The 25,061-nt window shown below is 60.7% G+C and carries 20 protein-coding genes and 3 pseudogenes; 11 read left to right on the top strand and 12 right to left on the bottom strand.

Annotated elements, in window-relative coordinates; translation table 11 throughout:
* The 3 genes and pseudogenes from HX830_RS21940 to cysC form a co-directional block, all read right to left on the bottom strand.
* Positions 1 to 444, bottom strand: a pseudogene (locus tag HX830_RS21940) (hypothetical protein); the annotation flags it as partial.
* Positions 445 to 640: 196 nt separating this feature from the next.
* Positions 641 to 799: pseudogene (locus HX830_RS21935) on the bottom strand (phage tail protein); the annotation flags it as partial.
* On the bottom strand, positions 796 to 1,368 hold the full coding sequence (gene cysC / locus HX830_RS21930) for an adenylyl-sulfate kinase (RefSeq protein ID WP_177102574.1): 573 nt from the start codon (positions 1,366 to 1,368) through the stop codon (positions 796 to 798). The pseudogene HX830_RS21935 and the gene cysC, both read right to left, overlap by 4 nt.
* 678 nt (positions 1,369 to 2,046) lie before the next feature.
* On the opposite strand from cysC, the gene HX830_RS21925 reads away from it, so the two are divergent.
* The 3 genes from HX830_RS21925 to HX830_RS21915 all read left to right on the top strand — a co-directional run bounded on the left by HX830_RS21925 (position 2,047) and on the right by HX830_RS21915 (position 5,588).
* Positions 2,047 to 3,066 carry an MraY family glycosyltransferase gene (locus tag HX830_RS21925; protein WP_177102571.1) on the top strand — a complete coding sequence of 340 codons (1,020 nt, stop codon included), beginning with the start codon at positions 2,047 to 2,049 and terminating at the stop codon, positions 3,064 to 3,066.
* A 78-nt stretch (positions 3,067 to 3,144) separates the two neighbouring features.
* Positions 3,145 to 5,139, top strand: a complete 1,995-nt coding sequence (locus tag HX830_RS21920) for a polysaccharide biosynthesis protein (RefSeq protein ID WP_177102569.1) — start codon at positions 3,145 to 3,147, stop codon at positions 5,137 to 5,139.
* A gap of 113 nt (positions 5,140 to 5,252) precedes the next feature.
* A complete protein-coding gene (locus HX830_RS21915) occupies positions 5,253 to 5,588 on the top strand; it encodes a ComEA family DNA-binding protein (RefSeq protein ID WP_177102567.1) in 336 nt (111 codons plus the stop codon).
* Between the two features lie 67 nt (positions 5,589 to 5,655).
* Here the strand turns inward: HX830_RS21915 and HX830_RS21910 are convergent, their stop codons facing one another.
* Positions 5,656 to 6,216, bottom strand: a complete 561-nt coding sequence (locus tag HX830_RS21910) for a TetR/AcrR family transcriptional regulator (RefSeq protein ID WP_177102565.1) — start codon at positions 6,214 to 6,216, stop codon at positions 5,656 to 5,658.
* A 167-nt stretch (positions 6,217 to 6,383) separates the two neighbouring features.
* On the opposite strand from HX830_RS21910, the gene HX830_RS21905 reads away from it, so the two are divergent.
* Positions 6,384 to 7,037, top strand: a complete 654-nt coding sequence (locus HX830_RS21905; RefSeq protein WP_177102563.1) for a GntR family transcriptional regulator — start codon at positions 6,384 to 6,386, stop codon at positions 7,035 to 7,037.
* 15 nt (positions 7,038 to 7,052) lie between these two features.
* A complete protein-coding gene (locus HX830_RS21900; RefSeq protein ID WP_177102561.1) occupies positions 7,053 to 7,904 on the top strand; it encodes an urea carboxylase-associated family protein in 852 nt (283 codons plus the stop codon).
* A gap of 17 nt (positions 7,905 to 7,921) precedes the next feature.
* Here the strand turns inward: HX830_RS21900 and HX830_RS21895 are convergent, their stop codons facing one another.
* Together HX830_RS21895 and eat are read right to left on the bottom strand one after the other, a co-directional pair.
* Positions 7,922 to 8,089, bottom strand: coding sequence for a DUF2897 family protein (locus HX830_RS21895; protein WP_103495866.1), 168 nt, complete (start codon positions 8,087 to 8,089; stop codon positions 7,922 to 7,924).
* Positions 8,090 to 8,210: 121 nt separating this feature from the next.
* Positions 8,211 to 9,575 (bottom strand): ethanolamine permease, encoded by a 1,365-nt coding sequence (eat, locus tag HX830_RS21890; RefSeq protein WP_152737280.1) that lies wholly within the window; start codon positions 9,573 to 9,575, stop codon positions 8,211 to 8,213.
* A gap of 262 nt (positions 9,576 to 9,837) precedes the next feature.
* Between eat and pyrF the strand changes: the two genes are divergently transcribed.
* Positions 9,838 to 10,536: an orotidine-5'-phosphate decarboxylase gene (pyrF, locus tag HX830_RS21885; RefSeq protein ID WP_177102559.1), complete on the top strand. Its 699-nt coding sequence runs from the start codon at positions 9,838 to 9,840 to the stop codon at positions 10,534 to 10,536.
* Between the two features lie 71 nt (positions 10,537 to 10,607).
* Here the strand turns inward: pyrF and HX830_RS21880 are convergent, their stop codons facing one another.
* The gene (locus HX830_RS21880; RefSeq protein ID WP_103497383.1) at positions 10,608 to 11,612 is read right to left on the bottom strand and encodes an NADP-dependent oxidoreductase; all 1,005 of its coding nucleotides are present in this window, start codon (positions 11,610 to 11,612) and stop codon (positions 10,608 to 10,610) included.
* 235 nt (positions 11,613 to 11,847) lie between these two features.
* Here HX830_RS21880 and HX830_RS21875 point away from each other — a divergent pair, with 235 nt between their 5' ends.
* The 4 genes and pseudogenes from HX830_RS21875 to HX830_RS32580 all read left to right on the top strand — a co-directional run bounded on the left by HX830_RS21875 (position 11,848) and on the right by HX830_RS32580 (position 16,368).
* The gene (locus HX830_RS21875; protein WP_177102557.1) at positions 11,848 to 12,609 is read left to right on the top strand and encodes an SDR family oxidoreductase; all 762 of its coding nucleotides are present in this window, start codon (positions 11,848 to 11,850) and stop codon (positions 12,607 to 12,609) included.
* Positions 12,610 to 12,859: 250 nt separating this feature from the next.
* Complete coding sequence (locus HX830_RS21870; protein WP_177102555.1) at positions 12,860 to 14,284, top strand: aminotransferase-like domain-containing protein; 1,425 nt, start codon at positions 12,860 to 12,862, stop codon at positions 14,282 to 14,284.
* A 116-nt stretch (positions 14,285 to 14,400) separates the two neighbouring features.
* Positions 14,401 to 15,459: pseudogene (locus HX830_RS32585) on the top strand (methyl-accepting chemotaxis protein); the annotation flags it as partial.
* Positions 15,460 to 15,486: 27 nt separating this feature from the next.
* Positions 15,487 to 16,368 (top strand): methyl-accepting chemotaxis protein, encoded by an 882-nt coding sequence (locus HX830_RS32580; protein WP_371317537.1) that lies wholly within the window; start codon positions 15,487 to 15,489, stop codon positions 16,366 to 16,368.
* Positions 16,369 to 16,503: 135 nt separating this feature from the next.
* Here HX830_RS32580 and HX830_RS21860 read toward each other — a convergent pair whose 3' ends face one another.
* Positions 16,504 to 17,694 (bottom strand): benzoate/H(+) symporter BenE family transporter, encoded by a 1,191-nt coding sequence (locus HX830_RS21860; protein ID WP_177102553.1) that lies wholly within the window; start codon positions 17,692 to 17,694, stop codon positions 16,504 to 16,506.
* A 226-nt stretch (positions 17,695 to 17,920) separates the two neighbouring features.
* Between HX830_RS21860 and HX830_RS21855 the strand changes: the two genes are divergently transcribed.
* Positions 17,921 to 18,685 carry a GntR family transcriptional regulator gene (locus HX830_RS21855; RefSeq protein ID WP_152737284.1) on the top strand — a complete coding sequence of 255 codons (765 nt, stop codon included), beginning with the start codon at positions 17,921 to 17,923 and terminating at the stop codon, positions 18,683 to 18,685.
* Between the two features lie 155 nt (positions 18,686 to 18,840).
* On the opposite strand, the gene guaD is transcribed toward HX830_RS21855, so the two are convergent.
* The 4 genes from guaD to xdhA are packed head-to-tail and all read right to left on the bottom strand — an operon-like array spanning position 18,841 to position 24,842.
* On the bottom strand, positions 18,841 to 20,145 hold the full coding sequence (gene guaD / locus HX830_RS21850) for a guanine deaminase (RefSeq protein ID WP_152737285.1): 1,305 nt from the start codon (positions 20,143 to 20,145) through the stop codon (positions 18,841 to 18,843).
* Positions 20,146 to 20,153: 8 nt separating this feature from the next.
* Positions 20,154 to 20,996: a xanthine dehydrogenase accessory protein XdhC gene (xdhC, locus tag HX830_RS21845; RefSeq protein ID WP_152737286.1), complete on the bottom strand. Its 843-nt coding sequence runs from the start codon at positions 20,994 to 20,996 to the stop codon at positions 20,154 to 20,156.
* Positions 20,993 to 23,395, bottom strand: coding sequence for a xanthine dehydrogenase molybdopterin binding subunit (xdhB, locus tag HX830_RS21840; RefSeq protein WP_177102551.1), 2,403 nt, complete (start codon positions 23,393 to 23,395; stop codon positions 20,993 to 20,995). The genes xdhC and xdhB overlap by 4 nt, the downstream gene beginning before the upstream one ends.
* Complete coding sequence (gene xdhA, locus HX830_RS21835; RefSeq protein ID WP_103497391.1) at positions 23,388 to 24,842, bottom strand: xanthine dehydrogenase small subunit; 1,455 nt, start codon at positions 24,840 to 24,842, stop codon at positions 23,388 to 23,390. Before xdhA ends, xdhB begins: the two co-directional genes overlap by 8 nt.
* Between the last annotated feature and the right edge of the window lie 219 nt (positions 24,843 to 25,061).

Raw genomic sequence — 25,061 nt, 5'->3', positions numbered from 1 at the left:
GAAGGTTTTCGTACAGAGCCTAACACCAGACACGTTCAGCGTCGGAGCCGTTCCTGCGGCGTTGAACGTCACCTGAAAGCGCTGGTTCACTGCGTATGCAGTGATTGCGGGCACAGGGGACAGCGTGAAAGAAGGCGCAGCGCCAGCCCTTGTAAAGGCAGTCAGAGTCTGCCCCCGGACAGCAGTCGCTAGTTTTTTCGGTGTGACCATCGTCGAATCATCGACACCAGCATTTGTTAGCACCTGCGTTGCGACCTTGACCCAACCGAAAGCGGGCTCTGTTGCCGGCCCGATATAAGCCGCGAATTTCTGCAGAAGCTTCTTCGGTGTGACCGCAGTTGTGTCGTCGACCTCTTCAATTACCAGGGCTTCGCTGGACAACTTAACTAAACCCGCCGTCGTTTCCGTCTCGGCGGCTGGCTTTGTCTTTGAAACAATATCCAAATAGCCTTCCTTAACTACCCGTTATCGCCTTCATCGGGCGTCAGCCCAGCCTCATTAATTACACCCAGGATCTCAGCGGTAACCGCATTACCCCACTGAGCCGTGATCAACGATCCGGGCTTATCTGTCACCAGATTCTCATCTACAAACTTCCCACCGACCAAACCGACGTTCGGCACGCTCTTCGGAAAATCCACTATTCGTTGTCTCCGTAGTTGATAAATTCCAATGTGTGAGCCAGCGCACTGCGCCGGATAACGCACTCAAGTGCGCTGCTTGGGTTGACGCCGAAGCGCTCCCCCCAAAAGCTGGCACCGAAGCATCTCCCCAACCGGCGGCGCGGTCCGGTGTTTAATACGAGCTGTTGATCAAAGCCAGCAGTTGCTCCACACCGACGCCCAGGCTCACGTTTTGGGTGTCGATCCTCAAGTGTGGCTGTTCGGGGGCTTCATAAGGTGAAGAAATTCCGGTGAAATTCAGCAGGCTGCACGATCTGGCCTTGTTGTACATACCTTTCGGGTCGCGGGATTCGCAGACCCCCAATGAGGTACTGACATAGACTTCGCGGAAGTGCTCAGCGCCGATGACTGCCCGGGCTAGTGCACGATCCTGGGTGAAAGGCGAAATAAAGGCTGCGATGACAATGAGCCCCGCGTCGTTCATCAATTTCGCCACTTCTGCTACACGGCGGATATTTTCCGCGCGATCCTCGGCACTGAATCCCAAATTGCTATTAAGCCCATGTCGAACATTATCGCCATCCAGTACGAAAGACAGTTGCCCCTTATCCAGCAGACGTCGTTCCAACGCAAAGGCCAGGGTCGATTTCCCCGAGGCGCTCAAGCCGGTCAGCCAGAGGGTGATCGGCTTCTGCCTCAGCAACTGCTGGCGGTCTTCCGGTGTCACCTGACTGGCGTGCCACATCACAAGTGGGAGGGGGGGCGTCGGTCATAAAGGGGCGGTCCGTTGAATACGTCATGAAGTTTTATATCGGCCGGGTGGCAATATACTGCAATCAGTCAGTGACCTGAAACAGGGGAGGGCACCTGCACGAGCATCTGAGAGCAAGTGGGTTGATGAAAAGCGCGTGCTCCACAGATTCTCCTGGCGGAACGCCTGGATCCTTGAAAAGTCGTAGCGATAGTCGAGCGCCTGCCGGCTTGTCTGGCGCAGATCACTGTTTTCATCGATCAGCCGTCAGCATTCCGGTGGTTTTTTTTGAGCTTGGCCATTTCAATGGCGAGTTGCCTGCCTCGTTATCGACATTTTTCCTGCGCCATGGCTTCACGAATGGTTGAGGGTCTGGTGTTTGATCATTCCGAGGCTTAATGCCCATTCGTTTTCCTGCCCCGCCCCTTTGAACTGAGCGATACAGACTTACCTTGAGACTCGGCACCTCGACGGCCAGCGGCTTATGGCAAGGCTGGCCTCATCACATGGCTACGGGCGATTCGACACCGACCGCGAGCTTCCAATGCCTTTTGCAGGCAGGCAGAGCCTGACGCGCTATTGCGATGTTGCGTAGAATAGCGGATTGAGTTCGCGGGCTTCGCTCTTTACCTTGGCTTGTTTGTGGCCAATGTTTCAGGAATTTTGAACTAGATGATGATTTTGCTGCTGTGCGTGTTCGTACTGGTCTCCTCATTATTGTTGACCGGTGCATTACGCCGATATGCGTTGGCTCGCAGTTTGATGGATGTCCCCAATGGGCGTAGTTCACATTCTGTTGCGACGCCGCGGGGGGGCGGTGTGGCGATCGTGCTCGGTTTCCTGATCGCATTGCCGGTTCTGGTCTGGTTGGGCATGATGCCCGGGTCGGTGTTTTGGGCGCTTTTTGCAGCCGGTAGCGTTGTCGCGATAGTGGGGTTTCTCGATGATCATGGGCATATAGCGGCTCGTTGGCGCCTATTGGCTCATTTTTCCGCCTCCGTTTGGATCCTGCTTTGCTTGGGCGGCGCCCCCGCCTTCAATCTGTTTGGAGCGGAGGTCAATTTGGGCTGGCTGGGGCATATCCTCGCGGCTTTTTACCTGGTGTGGATGCTTAATCTCTATAATTTCATGGACGGAATTGACGGGATTGCCAGTGTCGAGGCTATTTTTGTGTGCCTCGGTGCTTGTCTTGTCTATGAGCTGGGCGGGTATGAGAGGTTGGCGTGGGCTCCGTTGTGCCTGGCAATGGCCGTTGCCGGCTTTCTTTATTGGAATTTTCCACCCGCACGCATTTTCATGGGCGATGCAGGCAGCGGTTTTCTAGGCATCATGCTGGGAGGGCTTTCTCTCCATGCCGCTTGGCATTCGCCTCATTTGCTGTGGGTCTGGTTGATTTTGCTGGGCGTATTTATCGTCGATGCGACGTTTACGCTAGGACGTCGACTGCTCCGTGGAGACAAGGTGTATGAGGCCCATCGCAGCCACGCCTATCAATTTGCCTCGCGTCAGGTAGGGCGTCATTTACCCGTGACCCTGGCTGTACTCGGGATCAATATTGTCTGGTTGTTGCCCATCGGCTTGTGTGTTGGCTTGTCTGTGGTGGACGGTCTCACCGGTATGTTGTTGGCCTATGCTCCTTTGGTGTTTATTGCTGTCAGATTTCATGCGGGTGAGTTGGAGAAGGTTGTTTAATCTGTCCTGGCCTGTAGCAGGGTTGGGTGATGGTCGATCCAGGACGATGATATTTTGCAGGTAAGCTATAGAGGGGTTATGGATAAGATACGAGCCTATTTGGTAGGTCTTCCGCGCCGACAGAAGCGCGTTCTGCAGGTGCTCACCGATATCGTCATGGTCTGGGCAGCGCTGTGGATGGCGTTTGTCGTGCGTTTGGGGGTGGGTGACCTGATCAATCCATTTACCCAGCACCGCTGGCTATTTATTGCCGCTCCGGTTGTCGCCATTCCTCTTTTCATTCGATTCGGCCTTTATCGGGCGGTGATGCGTTATTTCGGCAATGACGCGTTGATCACCATTGTCAAGGCAGTGAGCCTTTCGGCGCTGATCCTTGGGGTGGTTGTCTATCTCTATAGCAACCATCAGGTGGTTGTTCCGCGTTCGATCATCTTTAACTATTGGTGGCTGAGCCTGGTCATGGTGGGTGGGCTACGGCTTGCCATGCGCCAATACTTCCTCGGTGACTGGTTTGGTACCGCGCAGCATATGCCGTTCACCAATCGTGATGATGGTCTGCTCAAGGTCGCCATTTACGGAGCCGGCTCGGCGGGGAATCAACTGGTTGTCGCGTTGCGTATGGGGCGTGCCATGCGGCCTGTTGCTTTTATCGATGACGACAGCGGCATTGCCGACCGCAATATTGCTGGCTTGCAAGTCTACAAGCCCAAGCATATCCAGCAAATGATCGATGCCACGGGCGCGCAGGAAATACTCCTGGCGATTCCGTCGTCCTCCCGTGGCCGACGTCGTGAAATACTCGCCCTGTTGGAAGGTTATCCACTGCATGTTCGAAGTGTGCCGGGTTTCATGGACCTGGCCAGTGGACGGGTCAAGGTCGACGATATCCAGGAAGTCGATATCGCGGATTTGCTCGGGCGCGATACGGTTCCCGCTCAGGAAGATTTGCTCGAGCGCTGCATCAGGGGGCGTTCGGTGTTGGTGACGGGGGCTGGCGGTTCAATCGGTTCCGAGCTTTGCCGACAGATTCTGACGCTTCGTCCTACCACGCTTCTGCTTTACGAGCACAGCGAGTTCAATCTCTACAGCATCCTCTCCGAGCTTGAGCAGCGGGTTGTTCGAGAGTCGTTGTCGGTGCGTTTGCTACCGATCCTGGGTTCCGTGCGTAACCAGGACAAGCTCCTTTCGGTTATGAAAACCTGGCATGTCGAGACGGTCTACCATGCAGCGGCCTACAAGCACGTTCCGATGGTTGAGCACAATATCGCCGAAGGCGTACTGAACAACGTGATCGGTACCTTGAACACCGCACAAGCCGCCTTGCAGTCGGGTGTTGCCAACTTCGTGCTGATTTCCACCGACAAGGCGGTGCGTCCAACCAATGTGATGGGCAGTACCAAGCGCCTGGCTGAAATGACGCTCCAGGCCCTCAGTCGTGAGCTGGCTCCGGTGTTGTTTGGCGATCAGGCCAATATATCGCGAGTGAACAAGACCCGCTTCACCATGGTCCGCTTCGGCAATGTGCTCGGCTCCTCGGGCTCTGTCATTCCCCTGTTCCACAAGCAAATAAAAGCAGGCGGGCCGCTGACCGTTACCCACCCGAAGATCACGCGTTACTTCATGACTATTCCAGAGGCGGCCCAGTTGGTCATTCAGGCCGGCTCGATGGGGCAGGGCGGCGACGTCTTTGTTCTGGATATGGGCGAGCCTGTGAGGATTGTCGAACTGGCTGAAAAGATGATCCATCTCTCCGGCTTGAGTGTGCGCACGGACAAGAGTCCTCATGGTGATATCGCGATAGAGTTCACCGGGTTGCGGCCTGGTGAAAAGCTTTACGAGGAGTTGCTGATCGGTGACAACGTCGAAGCGACCGAGCATCCGATGATCATGAGTGCCCATGAAGATATGCTTTCATGGGATGCACTCAAGTCCAGGCTGTATGAATTGATGGCCGCCGTTGAGGGCGATGATTACGTTCGTGTACGGCAAGTGTTGCGCGATACCGTAAGCGGTTACGCCCCCGACGGTGAGATTGTCGACTGGATTTACCAGCAGCGCCGTATGGATCCCTGATCGTTACACACTTGGTAATGACGTGATTTTTGACAGGAGAGACCCATCATCTAGGTTTGGAAAGCAGCTTCGGAAAAGCTGCTTTCCTCTTACGATGTCATGGAGTGTCACTTATGCGTACAAGCTTTCTCTCTTCCCTCGCGTTCACCCTGCTGCTGGGTATCACCGGCGTGGTCAATGCGGCGCCGACCGCGCCCGCCAAGACCGATTCGTCTGTTGCCGCCTCAAGCCCGGCGGCAAGCGCCACGTCCGGCAAGCTCAACCTCAACACCGCCGATGCCCAAACCATCCAGCACGAACTCTCCGGCATAGGCGAGGCCAAGGCCCAGGCCATTGTCGCCTATCGTGAGGCGAATGGCCCATTCTCGTCGGTGGATGAGTTGCTCGAAGTCAAAGGCATCGGCAAGTCGTTGCTCGACAAAAATCGCGACAAGCTCGATATCAACTGAATACGCTCCGGCGGGATGAAGAGGCCTTTCCAGTGATCGGCCTCTTCTCAGGGCGTAAAGCGGCGTTTTACTCCACCTGATCCTTCAAGTGTGCTCTCGTTACCGCCAATATCTTTTGTGCCAGGGTCTCGTCCTCGGCACTTCGGGATAACACCAGGGCTCCCACCAGCGTCGCCAGCATGACAATGCTCTGATCCTGCGCGTCCGGCCCTGACCCCAGTGCGTCTTCGACCTGCTTGAGCCGCGACTCGATCACTGTATCCGTCGTCGGGCTCGGCTCCCCTCGCTGTCCCAGCTCCAGGCACATGGTCGGCAGCGGGCAGCCGTGATCGGGGGTGGTCAGGTGCCACTCGGACAGATAGCTGTCGATGAAGGCCTGCAACGGCTTGTCCTGGCTGAACAGCGTATCGCAATGCACATCCAGTTCGGCCGCCGCTTCCTGCAACGCCTTCTCCACCAGCTCATCCTTGGATTTGAAGTGCGCGTAGAAGCCACCATGGGTCAGCCCCAGCGCCTTCATCAAGGGTTGCAGGCCGGTCGCGCCAATACCGTCACGTCGGAAGCGTGCGGCGGCCTCCCGGATGATGCGTTCGTGGGTCTGGGCTTTGTGGTCTTGTGAATACCGCATGGCGGGCTCTCCGAATCGTTAAGCCATGATAACCGTGACATGTAGGCGATTTGTCATGTTTTTTCAAGGGCGCATACCGCTAATGGGGAAAAGTCGAAACCAAGGATCTGGCATGAATAGTGATTACCCATTGCTCTACGATTGTTGAACAATCCAAGGTGATGATCATGAGTACACAACTGTCCCTGGCCGACCAGATTACCTTGGAGCTGCGCGCCGACATCATCGGCGGTCGCCTGCTACCGGGCATGCCGCTGGTCGAGAACGATCTGGTCAATACCTACAACGCCTCGCGCAACACGATTCGCGAGGCGCTCCATCGGCTCGGCCAGGAAGGCCTGGCGCGTTACGTCCGGAACAAGGGCGTGATGGTGCGCCGCCTGGGCGTCGAGGAGGTGCGTGATCTGTTCCAGGTGCGCCGCACCCTGGAGCAGCAGGCCATCGCCCTGAGCAAACCCCTGCGCGAATACCAGTCCGACCGCATGCTCGAGTCTATCGAGGCCGCCGAGTTGGCTCGCGAGCGCGAGGATTGGCGGGCCCTGGGCACCCACAGCCTGGCGTTTCATCAACATATCGTCGGCTTGATGCGCAGTCCGCTGTTCGACGAGTTTTTTACCAATATCGTTGCGCAGTTGCGCCTGGTGTTTTGTTCGGCTCCCGATGAGCAGCGTTTCCAAGCGCCCTGGCTGGCGCGTGACCGTTATATCCACGACCTGCTTGCCGAAGGTGACAAGCACGCCGCCGGGGAGGCGATGAGCCTGTACCTCGACGATTCCGAGCAGATGCTGCTCGACTTTTTAAGCCGTCCTTCCCATCACTGATCGAGGATCTTGAGCATGTACAAAGACTATCCCGCCGCCTATCAGGTCAGCAAAGGCTCGGCCTTGCAGGTGGATACCGCGTTTTACCAGCGCATTCGCGAGGAAAAGAGCGCTCGTACGCTGATCGAACAGTTCGAGGTGCCAATTCGTACCGGGCGGGCCTGGAAGGTGCCGGCCGGCCACGTCTTCCGGGTGACCACGCCGGTTGGCCCACAGGTCGGTGACTTCAACGTCTGGAATGCCAACGACCCGCGCGAGCGTCTCTGGGCGGCCCGCACCCGTCAGTTGCAAGGCGCCCATGTCAGCACCCATGACCGGCTCTGGTCGAACCTGCCGTTCCTCCGTCCGCTGGTTACCATTACCGACGATAGCTTGGCCGGCTACGGGATCGACGAGCATGGCGGACGTCTGCATGATCTTCTGGGGACGCGCTGTGATCCGTATGTGAACAAGATGCTGACAGGGGAAGACTTCCATCATCACTGTCACTCGAACCTGACCCGCGCCGTCCTGCCGTATGGCCTGACCGAATTCGATGTCCACGATGTACTGAATATCTTCCAGTGCACTGGGCTCAATCACGACGACATGTATTTCATGAAGGCCTGCCCGGCGCAGAAGGGCGATTACCTGGAGTTTTTCGCTGAAATCGATCTGCTGTGTGCGCTGTCCACCTGCCCGGGCGGTGATCTTTCGCTGCCGATGTGGGGCCCTGAAGCCCAGGACCCGCTCAGCGTCTGTCGCCCGTTGGGGGTGGAGGTCTATCGGTTGGAGTCGTCACTGCTCGAAGGTTGGAGTTCGCCTGAGCGAGCCGCCTATAAAGGCCTGCATGGCTTGCATATCGCCAAGGCGGACTGGGAGAAATAACCAGGGGGAATGGACGATCAGCGATCCTTGGCGTCCTGGGCGTCCATCTCTGCGTTTCGTTCCTGGACGCGCCGACGCTGTTCGTCAGTCAGTTCCACTTTGTTTGCGGTGTCGCGCAACATCATCAGTCCACCGACGATGGAGCCGATGGCGACGACGATGATCAGCCAGGCATACCAGGGCATAAGGTTCTCCTAGATGGGCCGTTTGCGGATGAGCATTTCATCCGCAAGGTCGGCCCTTACCACTTCGAGTCAAAAGATTTCTCGGTGGTTCCATTGTAAGCCCGATCGATCCGAATAGCCCTTAAAGCCCGGTCAGCATCGCATCGGCCGGCGCCGCGGCACGCGATTGCCCGGTCAACAGGAAGTAGAGGAAGCCCGCGGCCATGAAACCGAGGAAGATCAGGCCGATCAGGGTGTTGAACCAGGCCATCGCGATCAGGCACACCACCGCCAGGACCAGCGCGATCCCCGGCACGATCGGATAACCCGGTGCGCGGAAGCTGCGTTCCAGATTGGGTTCGGTTTTACGCAGTTTGAACAGACTGAGCATGCTGATGATGTACATCACGATGGCGCCGAACACCGACATGGTGATCATTGCCGCTGTCAGGCTCATGCCTTGCAGGTTGACCAGGCCGTCGCTGTAGATCGCCGCGATGCCGATCAGGCCGCCGGCAATGATGGCCCGGTGCGGGGTCTGGAAGCGTGACAGCTTGGCCAGGTAGGCGGGCAGGTAACCGGCCCTGGCCAGGGCGAAGAACTGCCGCGAGTAGCCAAGGATGATCCCGTGGAAGCTCGCCACCAGGCCAAACAGGCCGATCCACACCAGCATGTGCATCCAGCTGGAGTTGCTGCCCACTACCGCTTTCATCGCCTGGGGCAACGGGTCGTTGATGTTCGACAACTGGCGCCAGTCGCCGACGCCGCCGGCCATCACCATCACGCCGAGGGCCAGGAACACCAGGGTCAGGATGCCGCCGACATAGGCTTTGGGAATGGTGCGCTTGGGGTCCTTGGCTTCTTCGGCGGCCATGGCCGCGCCTTCGATGGCGAGGAAGAACCAGATCGCGAAGGGGATCGCGGCGAAGATGCCGGGGATCGAGTCGATGCTGAAAGTGCTCGAGCCGGACCAGCCGTTGAGCACGAAATTGCTGAAGCTGAAGCCCGGCGCGACCACGCCCATGAACACCAGCAACTCGGCCACCGCGAGCACCGTCACCACCAGTTCGAAGGTGGCGGCAATGCTGACGCCGAGGATATTCAGGCCCATGAACACCACATAGGCACCGACGGCGGCGAGGCGCGGGTCGAGATCCGGGTACTGGACGTTGAGGTAGGCGCCGATGGCCATGGCGATGGCCGGCGGGGCGAAGACGAACTCGATCAGGGTGGCGATCCCTGCGATCAGCCCACCACGTTCACCGAAGGCCCGGCGGCTATAGGCAAAAGGCCCACCGGCATGGGGAATGGCGGTGGTCAGTTCGGTGAAGCTGAAGATGAAGCAGGTGTACATGGTCGCCACCAGCAAGGTGGTGATGAGAAAGCCCAGGGTGCCGGCGGTCCCCCAACCATAGCTCCAGCCAAAATACTCCCCGGAGATCACCAGTCCGACCGCGATGCCCCACAGGTGCAGTGTGCCCAGCGTGGGCTTGAGTTGTGTGTTCATACGTTTTCTCCCTGAACGGTTTGGATATGGCTCGGTTCAGGAGATTGCAGTGGACGTGCCAGTCGCCAGGATCGCGTCGTTATCCGCGAAAAGCTGTCGTATCGAGGACGTTTCGCCGATGTTCGCCAAGGTTACGACTTGCTTTGGTGCGAGCTCGGGCATTTATGGCGCATCGGGACTAGATTTACCGATCACCGGGTCCCGGTCCGCCCCGGGTTCCGCTACAATGCGCGCCGATTTCGACTTGCCAGAGAGCCCGCCCATGTCCGCCTGCCAGACGCCTATTATCGTCGCCCTGGATTTCCCCTCCCGTGACGCCGCCCTGAAGCTGGCCGATCAACTGGACCCGAAACTGTGCCGGGTCAAGGTCGGCAAGGAGCTGTTCACCAGTTGCGCGGCGGAAATTGTCGGCACCCTGCGTGACAAGGGCTTCGAGGTGTTCCTCGACCTGAAATTCCACGATATCCCCAACACCACGGCCATGGCGGTCAAGGCAGCGGCGGAGATGGGCGTGTGGATGGTCAATGTGCATTGCTCCGGCGGCCTGCGCATGATGGCGGCGTGCCGTGAGGTGCTGGATCAGCGCAGCGGCCCGCAGCCGTTGCTGATCGGCGTGACCGTGCTGACGAGCATGGAGCGCGAGGACCTGGCCGGTATCGGCCTGGATGTCGATCCGCAGGTGCAGGTATTGCGTCTGGCGGCGTTGGCGGAAAAGGCCGGGATGGATGGCCTGGTGTGCTCGGCCCTGGAAGCCACGGCGCTCAAGAGTGCCCATCCGAGCTTGCAACTGGTGACTCCGGGGATTCGTCCTGCGGGCAGCGCCCAGGACGATCAGCGTCGTATCCTGACCCCACGTCAGGCCCTGGATGCCGGTTCCGATTATCTGGTGATCGGTCGCCCGATCAGCCAGGCGGCCGATCCGGCCCAGGCGTTGGCGGCGGTAGTGGCCGAACTGGCCTGATAAGGTCTTATCGCGAGCAACCGGCGCATGCCCGATTGCTCGCGATGCGTTCTACCTGAGACGGCCCTGCTTTAAACCTTCAACACCAGCTTGCCGAAATTCTCCCCGCTGAACAGCTTCATCAGCGTTTCCGGAAAGGTCTCCAGGCCTTCGACGATATCTTCCTTGCTCTTGAGCTGGCCCTTGGCGATCCAGCCGGCCATTTCCTGTCCGGCCGCGGCGAAACGACTGGCGTAGTCCATCACCACGAAGCCTTCCATGCGGGCGCGATTGACCAGCAGCGCCAGATAATTGGCCGGGCCTTTCACCGCTTCCTTGTTGTTGTACTGGCTGATGGCGCCGCAGATCACCACGCGCGCCTTGAAGTTCAGGCGAGTGAGCACTGTGTCGAGAATATCGCCGCCGACGTTGTCGAAATACACGTCCACGCCTTTCGGACATTCACGTTTCAGGCCGGCGCCCACATCCTCGCTCTTGTAGTCGATGGCCCCGTCGAAGCCCAGTTCGTCGATCAGGAACCGGCACTTCTCGGCGCCGCCGGCAATCCCCACCACCCGGCAACCCTTGAGCTTGGCAATCTGCCCGGCAATGCTGCCGACCGCGCCGGCCGCACCGGAGATCACCACGGTTTCGCCGTCTTTCGGCGCGCCGACATCCAGCAGGGCGAAATAGGCGGTCATGCCGGTCATGCCCAAGGCGGACAGGTAGCGCGGCAGCGGCGCCAGTGTCGGGTCGACCTTGTAGAAGCCCTTCGGCTCACCGAGGAAATAATCCTGCACCCCCAGGGCGCCGTTGACATGGTCGCCGACGGCAAAGCCCGGGTGGTTGGACGCCACGACTTTGCCGACACCCAGGGCGCGCATCACCTCGCCAATGCCCACCGGCGGGATGTAGGACTTGCCCTCGTTCATCCAGCCGCGCATGGCCGGGTCCAGGGACAGGTATTCGTTCTTGACCAGGATCTGGCCCGCTCCCGGCTCGCCCACCGGCACTTGCTGGTAGGTGAAGGTCTCGCGGGTCGCAGGGCCGACCGGGCGCTTGGCCAGCAGGAATTGGCGATTGTTCTGGGTGGTCATGGCAGGCACTCGAAGATCAATGAAGTCTTGTTGATAGACCCTCATCGCGCAGACAGCAAGTTTTGCAGGCAAGGCGAATAGGGCGTGATCCACTTCAATGATGAAAGTCCCCATAACCTTATCACTGCAACGCATAAGCCATTAACCGGGCTTCTGATAGTGCTGCCGCGGCGGTTGCCGCGCTGGCTAGACTGAGAGCACAGCAGCCCATTCGTATTGCATTGAGGACATAACCATGAGCATGACGTTTTCCGGCCAGGTAGCCCTGGTGACCGGCGCGGCGGCCGGCATTGGCCGTGCGACCGCCCAGGCGTTTGCCGCCGAAGGCCTGAAGGTGGTCGTTGCCGACCTCGACGTTACCGGCGGTGAGGGCACGGTCGAGCTGATCCGCGCCGCGGGCGGCGATGCCGTGTTCGTGCGTTGCAATGTCACCCGGGAAGCCGATGTGCAAAACCTCATGGCCCAAGCGGTGAACGCCTATGGGCGGGTTGACTACGCCTTCAATAATGCCGGTATCGAGATCGAGAAAGGCAAGCTGGCCGACGGCACCCTGGATGAGTTCGACGCGATCATGGGCGTCAATGTCAAAGGCGTCTGGTTGTGCATGAAGTACCAGTTGCCGCTGATGCTGGCCCAGGGCGGCGGCGCGATCGTCAACACCGCCTCGGTGGCGGGCCTGGGCGCGGCACCGAAGATGAGCATCTACGCGGCCTCCAAGCACGCCGTCATCGGCCTGACCAAGTCGGCGGCCATCGAGTACGCGAAGAAGAAAATCCGCGTCAATGCCGTCTGCCCGGCAGTGATCGATACCGATATGTTCCGTCGTGCCTATGAGGCCGATCCGAAGAAAGCCGAGTTCGCCGCGGCCATGCATCCGGTCGGGCGCATCGGCAAGGTCGAGGAGATCGCCAGCGCGGTGCTTTATCTGTGCAGCGACGGTGCCGCCTTTACCACCGGTCACGCCCTGGCCGTGGACGGCGGAGCCACCGCGATTTGAGTTGTCGCACGCTTCGCCCCGGTTCGTAGCCCCTTTGCAAGGAACCCGTCTAATGGCGGGTTTTTTTATGTCCGCCGGTGTTGGAAATCCGGTCGGTACATTCGCCCTCGCGCGTCAGTCGGTGTCTTCAGGGCCCGGCGGGCGGGCCTTCCAGGGCGGGGGGAAGAGGCTTTTTGTGCAAGCAAGACCCCCGGGCTTTTGTGTTTAACTGTTTAACGAGAAATAACAATGGGTTGGAGCGTCAAACAGAATGGATTTGGAAATTGATCGGCAGGCGCTGGTCCCCGTCGTGCAGCAAATCGTCAACGCCGTGATCGAGTGGATCCGCTGCCAGCGCGCGGGTCCCGGGACTCGCCTGCCATCGGTTCGGCAGTTGGCCAAGGACAACTCCCTCAGCCAGGCGAATGTCCTCGAAGCCTGCCAGCGCCTGGTGGCGCAGGGCGTGCTGACACCGCGCAACGGCTCGGCCTTTATTGTCTCGGATGCCCACGGTGATGCCGGCGACAACGGCGAGCGGCAGTGGTACGAAGGCTTGGAGGCGGAGTGGGGGGCCTTCAGCGAGCACCCTCTGGGCGAGTTGAAGCTGGGCTGCGGTTGGGTGCCCGAAAGCTGGCGCGAGAGCGATGATATCGCCTATGCCATTCGCCAGGTCAGTCGTACGCAGATGCACGGGATGTTCAGCTACAGCACGCCCCAGGGGCTGCTGGCGTTGCGTCAACAGATCCAGAAGCGCCTGACGCAAAAGGGCATCGCCTGCGCACCCGAGCAGATACTGACAACCCATGGCGTCACCCAGGCGCTGGACCTGCTGGTGCGTCACCTGCTCAAGCCGGGTGACTGCGTCCTGGTGGAAACACCAGGCTACGCCAATCTGTACAAACTGCTCGCGCTGCAAGGCGTCAAGTTGCTGGAGGTGGAGCGTACGCAGTCCGGTCCGGACATGGAGCAGTTATCCAGGCTGTTGCAGCAGTACCGACCGCGTTGCCTGTTCATCAACAGCCTCTACCATAATCCGACCGGTACCAGCCTGACCCTGGCGGTGGCCACGCAGTTGTTGCAGTTGGCCCAGGCCCATGACTTCCTGATTGTCGAAGACGCTATCTACAGCGATCTGCAAAGCGGGCCCGGCGTACAACTGGCCGCGTTGGACAGTGCCCAGCGGGTGATCTACGTGGGCGGTTTTTCGAAAACCCTGAGCAGTTCATTGCGGGTCGGATTCGTCCGTGCCCGAAGCGAACTGATCCAGCGCCTGGCGCAAGTGAAGATGATCACCAGCCTCGGCGCCTCGCGTTTTGCCGAGTGTGTGGTTGCCATGCTGCTGGCCAATGGCACCTATCGCAAGCTGGTGCAACGGCTACGCCAGCGCCTGAGCGTGGAGCGGGTCACCACCCTGGACACCTTGGAGAGGGCGGGCTGGGAAGTGTTCACCGAGCCCGCCGGCGGCATGTTCATCTGGGCCCGCAGCCCGGGCTACCCCTTGGCGCAAGTCCTGGCCCGGGCCCGCAAGCTGGGGGTGCTGCTGGCACCGGGCGACGCCTTTATGCCGCAAGGTAAAAACAGTGACTGGCTGAGGATAAATGTGGCCTATGCTTCGGACCTGCGCGCGCAGAAGTTCTTCCGTCTGTTGGGCGGCACCGAATCGACCTCGACCATCCTGAAAGCGACGCGGATGTAGCTTTTGGCCATTATTCCGGCGCCAAAGGCTTGTGCTTTACCCGTCCCGATTGCGAATCTGCATGAATCTTGAATGGGCGTGTGCACCTTCAGCATTCTAATCGGGGATTAAGCGCCATGATTTCTGCCGTGCAAGGACGTTTCGCCAATCTCGGTATGGCCAAGAAATTGGGTATCGGGTTTGCCTTGGTATTGCTGCTGACCGGTCTGGTGGCGGCGATCGGTGTCTGGTCCTTGCAAACCATCAGCTTGCGCTTCGATGGGCTCAAGCAGATGTCTTCGCTCAACAGCCAATTGCTCCGGGTGCGTTTGCTGGAGCAGGAATATGCGCTGCGTTCGGATCCCAAGACCGTCGATGCCCTGCATCAGGGCGTTGACGGCCTGTTGGCGCAGGCGCAGGTCCTCAAGGCGCAATCGGCGGCCAACGTGCCGGTCATGACCGACGTCGAGCAGGCCCTGGGTGCCTACCGCAAGGCGTTCGACGAATTCGTCGAACTGACCCAGACCAAGGACCTGGCGCTGGAAATGGCCAGTTGGTCGGTGTCCAGCGTGGCCAACAACCTGGATGTGCTCCAGGCCGGTTTGTCCGATGACGGTACCTATGCTCTCAAGGATTCCCAGGGCAAGGACGGCAAGGATTTTGTCGAGCAGGCCGGCCAGGTCAGCCATGTCTCGCAGTTGATGTTGCAGGCGATGAACGAGGCCCGGGTGCGCCTCGACCAGAGCCGCAAAGGCAATGAAGAGAACCAGAGCAAGGGCAAGATCGAGCAGGCCGACCAGGCCCTGGCCCAAGTGGAGGAACTCAAGACCTCGGTCAAGGACCCGGGCTATCAGACGGTGCTGACCGAGGTCAGTGGTCATATCGCCAGCTTCAGTGACAAGCTCACCGAATACACCGGCCTGCTGGAGCAGGAAAAAAAGGTTTACCAACAGTTGCATGAGCGCGCGGCCCAGGTGGTCGAGCGGGTCAACCAGGCCTATGCCGCCGAAGACCAGTCGATGCAGGCCGAACTGAAGAAAAACTCGCTGCTGATCATCGGCTCGTCGGCCCTGGCCTTGCTGGTCGGGCTGGTGGCGGCGCTGGTGATTACCCGTCTGATCGTTGCGCCGTTGCGCAGTGTGATCCTGGTAGCTCAGCAGATTGCCGCCGGTGACCTGACCGGGAAGGTGGAGGTCAGGCGTCGCGACGAAATCGGTCAACTGATGCAGGCCATGCAGCAGATGGGCGCGGGCTTGAGCGGCATCGTCAGCGGCCTGCAGGCCGGGATCGAGCAGCTGGCGACCTCGGCGCATTCATTGTCGGCGGTTACCGAGCAGACCAATCTGGAAGTCAGCAGCCAGAAGGAAGAAACCGAGCAGGTCGCCACCGCGATGAACCAGATGACGGCCACGGTGCACGATGTCGCACGCAATGCCGAAGAGGCCGCCCAGGCGGCGCAGACCGCCGACGACAAGGTCGACAGCGGCCAGCAGGTGGTGCGCCAGAGCATGCAGCGGATCGAGCAACTGGCGGATTCGGCCAGTTCGGCGAGCCAGAGTATCGAAAGCCTCAGCGCGGAAATCCAGAATATCGGCACGGTGCTCGGGGTGATCAAGAGCGTGGCCGAGCAGACCAACCTGCTGGCCCTCAACGCGGCCATCGAGGCGGCCAGGGCCGGTGAGCAGGGCCGTGGTTTTGCCGTGGTGGCCGATGAAGTCCGGGCCCTGGCCAAGCGTACCCAGCAGTCCACCGAAGAGATCGAACGCCTGGTCAGTGCCCTGCGCACGGCCGCGCAGGCCTCGGTGCATCAGATCCAGAGCAGTGGCGAGTTGGTCAAGCTGGCGGTCAGCGATGCGTTGCAGACCGAGAGCGCGCTGGGCAGCATCGCCGCGGCGGTGTCGCTGATCCAGCAGATGAACCAGCAGATTGCAGCGGCGGCCGAGGAGCAGAGCTCGGTGGCCGAAGAGATCAACCGCAGCGTGACCAGCATCCGCGCCAGTGCCGATCAGTCGGCGCTGGCGATGCAGGGCAACGCGGCGTCAAGCATCGAGTTGGCACAGCTGGGGATGGAATTGAAGGGGATGGTCGGGCATTTCCGGATCTGATCCTTCAGGCCCGGTTGAATGCGTTCCCTGTAGGAGCCCGGCTTGCCGGCGATGGCGTCCGCAAGATCGACGCAAGACTTGCTGGCCTCATCGCCGGCAAGCCGGGCTCCTACAGGTTTTGTGGGGCTTTGGGATCTAGGCCTTGCGCCAATTGAGGATCAGCAGTGTCAGCACCCCCGCGACGATCCCCCAGAAGGCCGAGCCCACCGAAAACAGCGTGAACCCCGACGCCGTCACCATAAAGGTGATCAGTGCGGCTTCCCGCTCCTTGGGCTCGTTCATGGCCAGGCTCAACCCATTCATGATCGAACCGAACAGCGCCAGCGCCGCGATCGACAGCACCAGCTCCTTGGGCAGCGCGGCGAACAGTGCCGCGAGTGTCGCCCCGAAGGTCCCGGCAATCCCGTAGAAAATCCCGCACCAGACGGCGGCCGTGTAGCGCTTGTTCTTGTCCTCATGGGCATGGGGCCCGGTGCAGATGGCCGCGCTGATGGCCGCCAGGTTGATCCCGTGGGAGCCGAAAGGCGCCAGCAGCAGCGAGGCGATCCCGGTCACGCTGATCAACGGTGAGGCCGGCACGTTGTAGCCGTCGGCGCGCAGCACGGCGATACCGGGCATGTTCTGCGAGGTCATGGCCACCACGAACAACGGAATACCGATGCTGATGGTCGCCGCCAGGGAGAACGAGGGCGTGGTCCACACCGGCGTCGCCACCTCCAGGTTGAAGCCGCTGAAGTCCAGCAAGCCCAACAGGCCCGAGACGGCTGTGCCGACCAGCAACGCGGCAAGCACGGCATAGCGTGGCGACAGGCGCTTGATGATCAGGTAGCTGAAGAACATCCCCAGCACCAGCCCGGTGCGATGCTGCGCGGCGACGAAGATCTCGCTGCCGATCTTGAACAGGATGCCCGCCAGCAGCGCCGCCGCCAGTGACGAAGGCAGGCGCTTGACCAGCTTCTCGAAACTGCCGGTCAGGCCGCAGATCGTCACCAGCAGCGCGCAGGTGATATAGGCACCGATCGCCTCGCCGTAGGTCACCCCGGACAGGCTGGTGATCAGCAGGGCCGCGCCGGGTGTCGACCAGGCGATGGTGATCGGCGTGCGATAACGCAAGGACAGGCCGATGCTGCAAATCGCCATGCCGATCGACAGCGCCCAGATCCACGAGGAGATCTGTCCGGTGGTCAGTCCCGCGGCTTGCCCGGCCTGGAAAATCAGCACCAGGGAACTGGTGTAGCCGGTCATCATCGCGATAAAACCGGCGACCACGGCGGAAGGTGAGGTGTCGGCCAAGGGGCGCAGGCGTGCCTGGGTGAGGTCGGTCATGGGACGGCATTCCTTGTACAGGGAAACAAGCGGTAACAGTCTGGGTAGACTAAACGTAAAGGTGCGGGCTGATTGCAATACAGCCGGCGCGGCAAACAGCCGTACAGTCGTGTTGGCACCCGGCTTTGTGTACAATGTGCCATGCTTTTACGCGCTACTTGTCAGTGACCCGCTGTGCCGTTCGCCAGTCGGGGTCCATTCGCCGCCGTCTCCGATCCGAGTGACCATGAACGAACAGTTGCAACCCCTCAAGAAACAACCGCGTGCCGGCAAGGCCGGTCGCACCGGGACCCAGGACGATATCGTCTACGCGCATATCTTCGAGGCCATTCTCGAACAACGGCTGGCGCCCGGGACCAAGTTGAGCGAAGAAGCGCTGGGGGAAATTTTCGGGGTCAGTCGCACCATCATTCGCCGTGCCTTGTCGCGCCTGGCCCATGAAGGCGTGGTGTTGTTGCGCCCGAACCGTGGCGCGGTGGTGGCGAGTCCCAGTGTCGAGGAAGCCCGCCAGGTGTTCCTGGCCCGGCGCATGGTGGAGAAGGCGATTACCGAGCTTGCGGTCTTGCACGCCACGGCTGAGGAATTGGCGCTGTTGCGGCAGATGGTCAACGATGAACGCGACAGTTTTTCCCGTGGCGATCGTGGGGCGGGGATCCGCCTTTCCGGCGAGTTCCATCTCAAGCTGGCGGAAGCGGCGAAGAATGCCCCGCTGATCAGCTTCCAGCGCAGCCTGGTGTCGCAGACTTCATTGATTATCGCCCAATACGAAAGCGGCAATCGTTCGCACTGTTCCTACGATGAACACACCCAGTTGATCGATGCCATCGAGGCCCGGGATGCGGTGCTGGCAGTGGACTTGATGATGCACCACATGGACCATATCGACAGCAAGCTCAACCTCGATGAAGAGAGTGCGTCGGATGACCTGCATGCGGTGTTCTCGCACTTGTTGCTGGCCAAGAAGCCGGGGCGGTCCACGGCAAAACTGTAGGCAATTGCCCGGTTCTGCCTTGCCACAATACTGTGTACCGATACGGACCTTGTAGGAGCAGGGCTTGCCCGCGAAGGCGGCCTTGAGATCGCTAAAAGCTTCGCGGGCAAGCCCTGCTCCTACAGGTTATGTGTTGTCGATGAGACTGGGTGCGCTCAGCGCTGATGCACCAGGTTCCCCGCCGCATAGGTCTGCTTCACCGTCCGGTCATCCCCCAGGGTCATCAGGACGAACAATATCTCGGCAATATTCCTGGCCTGCTTCAGGCGATAACTGAGCAGTGGCGTGGCGTGATAATCCAGCACCAGGAAGTCGGCGTCGCTGCCCGGTTGCAGGCTGCCGATCCTGTCCTCCAGGCGCAGCGCCCGGGCGCCGCCGAGAGTCGCCAGGTACAGCGATTTGAACGGACTCAACCGTGCCCCTTGCAGCTGCATCACCTTGTAGGCCTCGTTCAGCGTGTGCAGGATCGAGAAGCTGGTGCCGCCGCCCACGTCCGTGCCCACGCCAACATTCAACTTGTGTTTCTCCGCCATCGGCAGGTTGAACAAGCCGCTGCCGAGGAAGAAGTTCGAGGTCGGGCAGAACGCCACCGCCGAGCCGGTCTGCGCCAGGCGTGCACACTCATCGTCACACAGGTGCACACCATGGGCGAACACCGAGCGCTCGCCGAGCAGTTGGTAGTGGTCGTAGACGTCCAGATAACCCTTGCGCTCCGGGAACAGCTCCTTGACCCACTGCACTTCCTGCAGGTTCTCACTGATGTGGGTCTGCATGTACAGGTCCGGGTATTCCCCCAGCAGTTGGCCGGCCAGGGTCAATTGCTCCGGCGTTGAAGTCGGCGCGAAACGTGGTGTTACCGCGTAGTGCAGGCGACCCTTGCCATGCCAGCGCTCGATCAGCGCCTTGCTCTCCAGGTAGCCGGATTCGGCGGTGTCGGTCAGGTAGTCCGGCGCGTTGCGGTCCATCATCACCTTGCCGGCGATCATCCGCAGGTCGAGTTTCTCCGCGACCTCGAAGAAAGCATCCACCGATTGCGGGTGCACGCTGCCGAAGACCAGGGCGGTGGTGGTGCCGTTGCGCAGCAATTCCTTGATGAAGATATCCGCGACTTCCTCGGCATGGGCGCGGTCGGCGAACTGGCTTTCGCAAGGGAAGGTGTAGGTGTTCAGCCAGTCCAGCAGTTGCTCGCCATAGGCGCCGACCATGCCGGTTTGCGGCAGGTGGATATGGGTGTCGATAAAGCCCGGGGTGATCAGCGCGTCGGTGTGCTGGATGACTTCAACATCGGCGGGCAGGCTCGGCAGCAGCTCGCTGGCGGCGCCGAGGGCGATGATGCGGCCGTTCTCGACCACCAGCAGGCCGTCTTCGAAATATTCATAGGAGGCCTCGATGCCGACCTCGGCCGGATCGGCGAGGCTGTGCAGGAGGGCGGCGCGGTAGGCGGTACGGGTCGAAGGCATGGTCTTTCTCAGTGTGTGGCCTGGCTGCGGCGAGAAGCCGGCAGCAGTTTGGCAATAGGTTCGGCGCTCGCGCTGTGCTGGCCGAAATTCGCGTTATAGGTGGCGATGATCTCGCCGGCGATGGAGATGGCGATTTCCACCGGCAACTTGCCTTTGACTTCGGCCAATCCCAGCGGACAGCGCATGCGCTGCAGCACGCTGGCGTCGAAGCCGCGCTCGCGCAGGCGGTGTTCGAACTTGACCCGTTTGGTCTTCGAGCCGATCAGGCCGAAATAGGCGAAGTCGTTGCGCTTGAGGATGGCGGCGGTGAGTTCCAGATCGAGCGGGTGATTATGGGTCATGACGATGCAGTAGCTGCCCGCGGGCAGGTTGTCGATCTCATCCACCGGTTCCTCGCTGACGATCTTGCGTACGCCGCTGGGAAGCTGTGCCGGAAACTCCTGCTCGCGGGAATCGATCCAGCGTACCCGGCAGGGCAGGCTGGCGAGCAAGGGCACCAGGGCGCGGCCGACATGCCCGGCGCCGAACACCGCGATTTCTGCCTGGACCTGGCCCATGGGCTCGAACAGCAGCACGGTGACGCCGCCGCAGCACTGGCCGAGGCTGGCGCCCAGGCTGAAACGCTCGAGATGGGTGTTCTGCTGGCCGCTGGCGAGCATGTCCCGGGCGATCTGCATGGCCTTGTATTCCAGGTGACCACCGCCGATGGTGTCGAAGGCGCCGGCGGCACTGACGACCATTTTCGAACCGGCATTGCGCGGCGTCGAACCGAGCTCTTCGATGATGGTCACCAGCACGCAGGGCTCGCCCTGGTTCTGCAGGTCGGCGAGGGCGCTGATCCAGTAGTTCATAGACACCTCTCTGTCGTCTGTTCGACAACCGCGACCTGCTCCGCCTTGACCTGACGCATCTGCTCGCAGCCCCACAACACCCGCTCCGGCGTCGCCGGGGCATCGATTTTCGGTTGAACCCGATAATCCGCCAGGCTCGCCACCGCATCCTTGAGCGCACACCACACCGCAATCCCCAGCATAAAGGGCGGTTCGCCCACGGCCTTGGAATGGAACACCGTGTCTTCGGGGTTTTTGCGGTTCTCCACCAGCCTGACCCGCAGGTCCAGCGGCATATCGGCCACCGCCGGGATCTTGTAGCTGGCCGGGCCGTTGGTCATCAACTTGCCCTTGGCGTTCCACACCAGTTCTTCCATGGTCAGCCAGCCCATGCCCTGGACAAAGCCGCCTTCCACCTGGCCGATATCGATGGCCGGGTTCAGCGAGGCGCCGACATCATGCAGGATGTCGGTGCGCAGCATCTTGTACTCGCCGGTCAGGGTATCGACGATGACCTCGGCGCAGGCCGCGCCATAAGCGAAGTAATAGAACGGCCGGCCCCGGGCCTGGCTGCGGTCGTAGTAGATCTTCGGCGTCTTGTAGAAGCCGGTGCTCGACAGCGACACCTGGGCGAAATACGCCTGCTGGATCAACGTCTCGAAGGTCAGGATCTGGTCGCGTACCCGCACGTGGCCGTTGCGGAATTCCACGTCCGCCTCGCTGACCTTGTAGTGCCGCGCGGCAAACTCCACCAATCGCTGCTTGATGATCTCGGCGGCGTTCTGCGCCGCCTTGCCGTTCAGGTCGGCACCGCTGGAGGCAGCGGTGGGCGAGGTATTGGGCACCTTGTCGGTGTTGGTGGCGGTGATCTGCACCCGATCGATTTCCACCTGGAACACCTCGGCCACCACCTGCGCGACCTTGGTGTTCAAGCCCTGGCCCATCTCCGTGCCGCCGTGGTTCAGGTGGATGCTACCGTCGGTGTAGACGTGCACCAGCGCCCCGGCCTGGTTGAGGAAACTGGCGGTGAACGAGATACCGAATTTCACCGGCGTCAGCGCCAGGCCTTTTTTCAGCACCGGGCTGTGGGCGTTGTAGCGGCGAATGGTTTCCCGCCGTTCGACGTACTGGCTGCTGGCTTCCAGTTCGGCGGTCATTTCCTCGAGCATATTGTGCTCGACGGTCTGGTAATAATGGGTGACGTTGCGTTCGGTCTTGCCGTAATAGTTGGCCTTGCGCACCGCCAGCGGATCGAGGCCCAGGTGCCGGGCGATGCTGTCCATCACCTCTTCGATGGCGACCATGCCTTGCGGACCGCCGAAGCCGCGATAAGCGGTGTTGGAAGCGATGTTGGTCTTGCAGCGATGGCCGTTGACGGTGACGTCGCCCAGGTAATAGGCATTGTCGGCATGGAACATCGCCCGGTCGACAATCGATGCCGACAGGTCTGGCGAACAACCGCAGTTGCCTGCCAGTTCCAGGTTGATCCCGTGCAGGCGCCCGCTGCTGTCGAAGCCGACGTCGTACTCGATATAGAAGGGGTGGCGCTTGCCGGTCATCAACATGTCTTCGACCCGGGGCAGGCGCATCTTGGTCGGTTGCCCGGTCAGGCGCGCCACTACCGCACAGAGGCAGGCGGGGCTGGCGGCCTGGGTTTCCTTGCCGCCGAAACCGCCACCCATGCGCCGCATATCGACCACGATCTTGTTCATCGACACGTCCAGCACCTCGGCCACCAGCTTCTGCACTTCGGTGGGGTTCTGGGTCGAGCAATAGACAATCATGCCGCCATCTTCGGTGGGCATGACCGAGGAGATCTGGGTTTCCAGGTAGAAGTGTTCCTGCCCGCCGATATGCAGGTTGCCCTGGATACGTTGTCCAGCAGTGGCCAGGGCGGCGGCCGAATCACCGCGTTTATGGGTATGGCTGTCGAGCACGAAATGGCGTTTGCGCAGGGCCTCGACCACATCCAGCACCGGCTCCAGGTCTTCGTACTCGATCACCGCGGCCATGGCCGCCTGGCGTGCGGTATCCAGGTCGCGGGCGGCGACGGCGAGCACCGGTTGGCCGACGAATTCGACGATATCGATGGCCAGCAGCGGGTCGCCCGGCAGCAGCGGGCCGATGTCCTTGAGGCCGGGAATGTCTTCATGGGTAATGGCAATGCGCACACCTTCGAAGGCATAGCACGGCGCGGTATCGATGCTGAGAATGCGCGCATGGGCGCGATCGGACATCCGCGCATAGACATGCAACTGGTTGGGGAATTCCAGGCGGTCGTCGATATACACCGCCTCGCCGGCCACGTGCTTGTCGGCGCTGTCGTGCTTGACGCTGCGACCGACGCCGGTGCTCAGGTCCCGGGCGAACAGTTCGGCCATCTCGGCCTGGGTTTTTTCCACGGCATGAGGGTTAGACATAAGCGGTCACCCGAGTCTCGATGTGCGGTGTTTGCAGTTCGATAAAGTACTTGCGCAACAGATTGCGAGCACTGAGCAGGCGATATTCCTTGCTGGCGCGGAAGTCTGACAGTGGAGTGAAATCCTCCCCCAGCGCCGCGCAGGCACGTTCCAGGTTGTCCTGGTTCCAGGGCTGGCCGACCAGGGCGCGTTCGCAGGCACGGGCCCGTTTGGGAATCGCCGCCATGCCGCCGAAAGCGATCCGCGCCTCGGCCACGACGCCGTTTTCGAGGCGCAGGTTGAAGGCCGCACAGACGGCTGAAATATCGTCGTCCAGGCGCTTGGAAACCTTGTAGGCACGGAACTGCCATGCGGCATCGGCCCGGGGCACAATGATGCTTTCGATAAACTCGCTGTCCTGGCGCGCGGTGACCCGGTAATCGATGAAATAGTCTTCCAGCGCGAGGGTGCGCGTGCTGTCGCCCTTGCGCAGCCGCAGTTGTGCGTTCAGCGCGATCAACAGCGGTGGTGAATCACCAATCGGCGAGGCATTGCCGATATTGCCGCCCAGGGTGCCCTGGTTGCGGATCTGCAGGGAGGCGAAGCGTTGCAGCAGTTCGCCGAAGTCCGGGTACTCGGCCTTGAGGGCGGCGTAGCAATCGGAGAGCGGGGTCGCGGCGCCGATTTCCAGGTGATCTTCAAAGGTCTCGATGCGCTTGAGTTCGGCCACATTGCCGACATAGATCATCACCGGCAGGGTACGGTGGAACTGGGTGACTTCCAGCGCCAGGTCGGTACCGCCGGCCAGCAGTCGGGCTTGCGGATAAGAGTCGTAGAGCGCGGCCAGGTCGGCGACCGTCAAGGGCACCAGGCAGCGCTTGTCGCCGCTGTTCAGTTCCGCGGTTTCGGTCGGCGCGATGGCCTTGAGGCGGGCGATGGTTTCGGCTTCGCGGGCATCGAACTGGTCGGCCGGCTTGTTGCAGCAGGCGCGCTCGGCGGCGGCCAGGATCGGCCGGTAGCCGGTGCAGCGGCAGAGGTTGCCGGCCAGGGCTTCATGGGCCTTGTGGCTGTCCGGGGCATCGCTGTTCTTTTGCAGGGCGAACAGCGACATCACGAAGCCCGGCGTGCAGAAGCCGCACTGCGAGCCATGGCAGTCGACCATGGCTTGTTGCACGCTGTGCAGTTGGCCCTGATGCTTGAGGTCTTCAACGCTGATCAGCTGCTTGCCGTGCAGCGACGAGACAAAGGTCAGGCAGGAATTGAGGCTGCGATAACGGATCTGCTCCTGGCCCGAAGCGTCGCAATGCAACTCGCCGACCACCACGGTGCAGGCGCCGCAATCGCCGCTGGCGCAGCCTTCCTTGGTGCCGGATTTGCCCAGGTGCTCGCGCAAATACTCGAGCACCGTCAGATTCGGGTCCAGGGCGTGCTCGCGGCGGAGTTCCTGGTTGAGTAAAAACTGGATCACGGAAGGCCTCGCAGACTCATTATTGTTGTTGACCGATGGGCAGAATCTAGTGATATCTGACTTTTCGGTCAACAAATATCTGACCTTAGGGTCAGGAAAATCTCGCGATTGAAAGCATGGAGCGCTTTCTCCCAGTCTAGCTGCTGAAATAATTGCGGGATTCGTGCCAAATTCCGCCTCAGGAGCCCTGCGCCACCCGGTATCAAGTGCGCTACACTG

It is taken from the genome of Pseudomonas gingeri (assembly GCF_013385425.1).
GTDB classification, from domain to species: domain Bacteria; phylum Pseudomonadota; class Gammaproteobacteria; order Pseudomonadales; family Pseudomonadaceae; genus Aquipseudomonas; species Aquipseudomonas gingeri_D.
Note: the sequence above shows the minus strand (reverse complement) of the source record. Positions and strands in the feature narration are given on the sequence as shown.

Bases quoted from the DNA above. Each gene is read 5' to 3' on its own strand.
- cysC (WP_177102574.1), bottom strand. From the start codon at position 1,368: ATGTGGCACGCCAGTCAGGTGACACCGGAAGACCGCCAGCAGTTGCTG.
- HX830_RS21925 (WP_177102571.1), top strand. From the start codon at position 2,047: ATGATGATTTTGCTGCTGTGCGTGTTCGTACTGGTCTCCTCATTATTG.
- HX830_RS21920 (WP_177102569.1), top strand. From the start codon at position 3,145: ATGGATAAGATACGAGCCTATTTGGTAGGTCTTCCGCGCCGACAGAAG.
- HX830_RS21915 (WP_177102567.1), top strand. From the start codon at position 5,253: ATGCGTACAAGCTTTCTCTCTTCCCTCGCGTTCACCCTGCTGCTGGGT.
- HX830_RS21910 (WP_177102565.1), bottom strand. From the start codon at position 6,216: ATGCGGTATTCACAAGACCACAAAGCCCAGACCCACGAACGCATCATC.
- HX830_RS21905 (WP_177102563.1), top strand. From the start codon at position 6,384: ATGAGTACACAACTGTCCCTGGCCGACCAGATTACCTTGGAGCTGCGC.
- HX830_RS21900 (WP_177102561.1), top strand. From the start codon at position 7,053: ATGTACAAAGACTATCCCGCCGCCTATCAGGTCAGCAAAGGCTCGGCC.
- HX830_RS21895 (WP_103495866.1), bottom strand. From the start codon at position 8,089: ATGCCCTGGTATGCCTGGCTGATCATCGTCGTCGCCATCGGCTCCATC.
- eat (WP_152737280.1), bottom strand. From the start codon at position 9,575: ATGAACACACAACTCAAGCCCACGCTGGGCACACTGCACCTGTGGGGC.
- pyrF (WP_177102559.1), top strand. From the start codon at position 9,838: ATGTCCGCCTGCCAGACGCCTATTATCGTCGCCCTGGATTTCCCCTCC.
- HX830_RS21880 (WP_103497383.1), bottom strand. From the start codon at position 11,612: ATGACCACCCAGAACAATCGCCAATTCCTGCTGGCCAAGCGCCCGGTC.
- HX830_RS21875 (WP_177102557.1), top strand. From the start codon at position 11,848: ATGAGCATGACGTTTTCCGGCCAGGTAGCCCTGGTGACCGGCGCGGCG.
- HX830_RS21870 (WP_177102555.1), top strand. From the start codon at position 12,860: ATGGATTTGGAAATTGATCGGCAGGCGCTGGTCCCCGTCGTGCAGCAA.
- HX830_RS32580 (WP_371317537.1), top strand. From the start codon at position 15,487: ATGCAGGCCATGCAGCAGATGGGCGCGGGCTTGAGCGGCATCGTCAGC.
- HX830_RS21860 (WP_177102553.1), bottom strand. From the start codon at position 17,694: ATGACCGACCTCACCCAGGCACGCCTGCGCCCCTTGGCCGACACCTCA.
- HX830_RS21855 (WP_152737284.1), top strand. From the start codon at position 17,921: ATGAACGAACAGTTGCAACCCCTCAAGAAACAACCGCGTGCCGGCAAG.
- guaD (WP_152737285.1), bottom strand. From the start codon at position 20,145: ATGCCTTCGACCCGTACCGCCTACCGCGCCGCCCTCCTGCACAGCCTC.
- xdhC (WP_152737286.1), bottom strand. From the start codon at position 20,996: ATGAACTACTGGATCAGCGCCCTCGCCGACCTGCAGAACCAGGGCGAG.
- xdhB (WP_177102551.1), bottom strand. From the start codon at position 23,395: ATGTCTAACCCTCATGCCGTGGAAAAAACCCAGGCCGAGATGGCCGAA.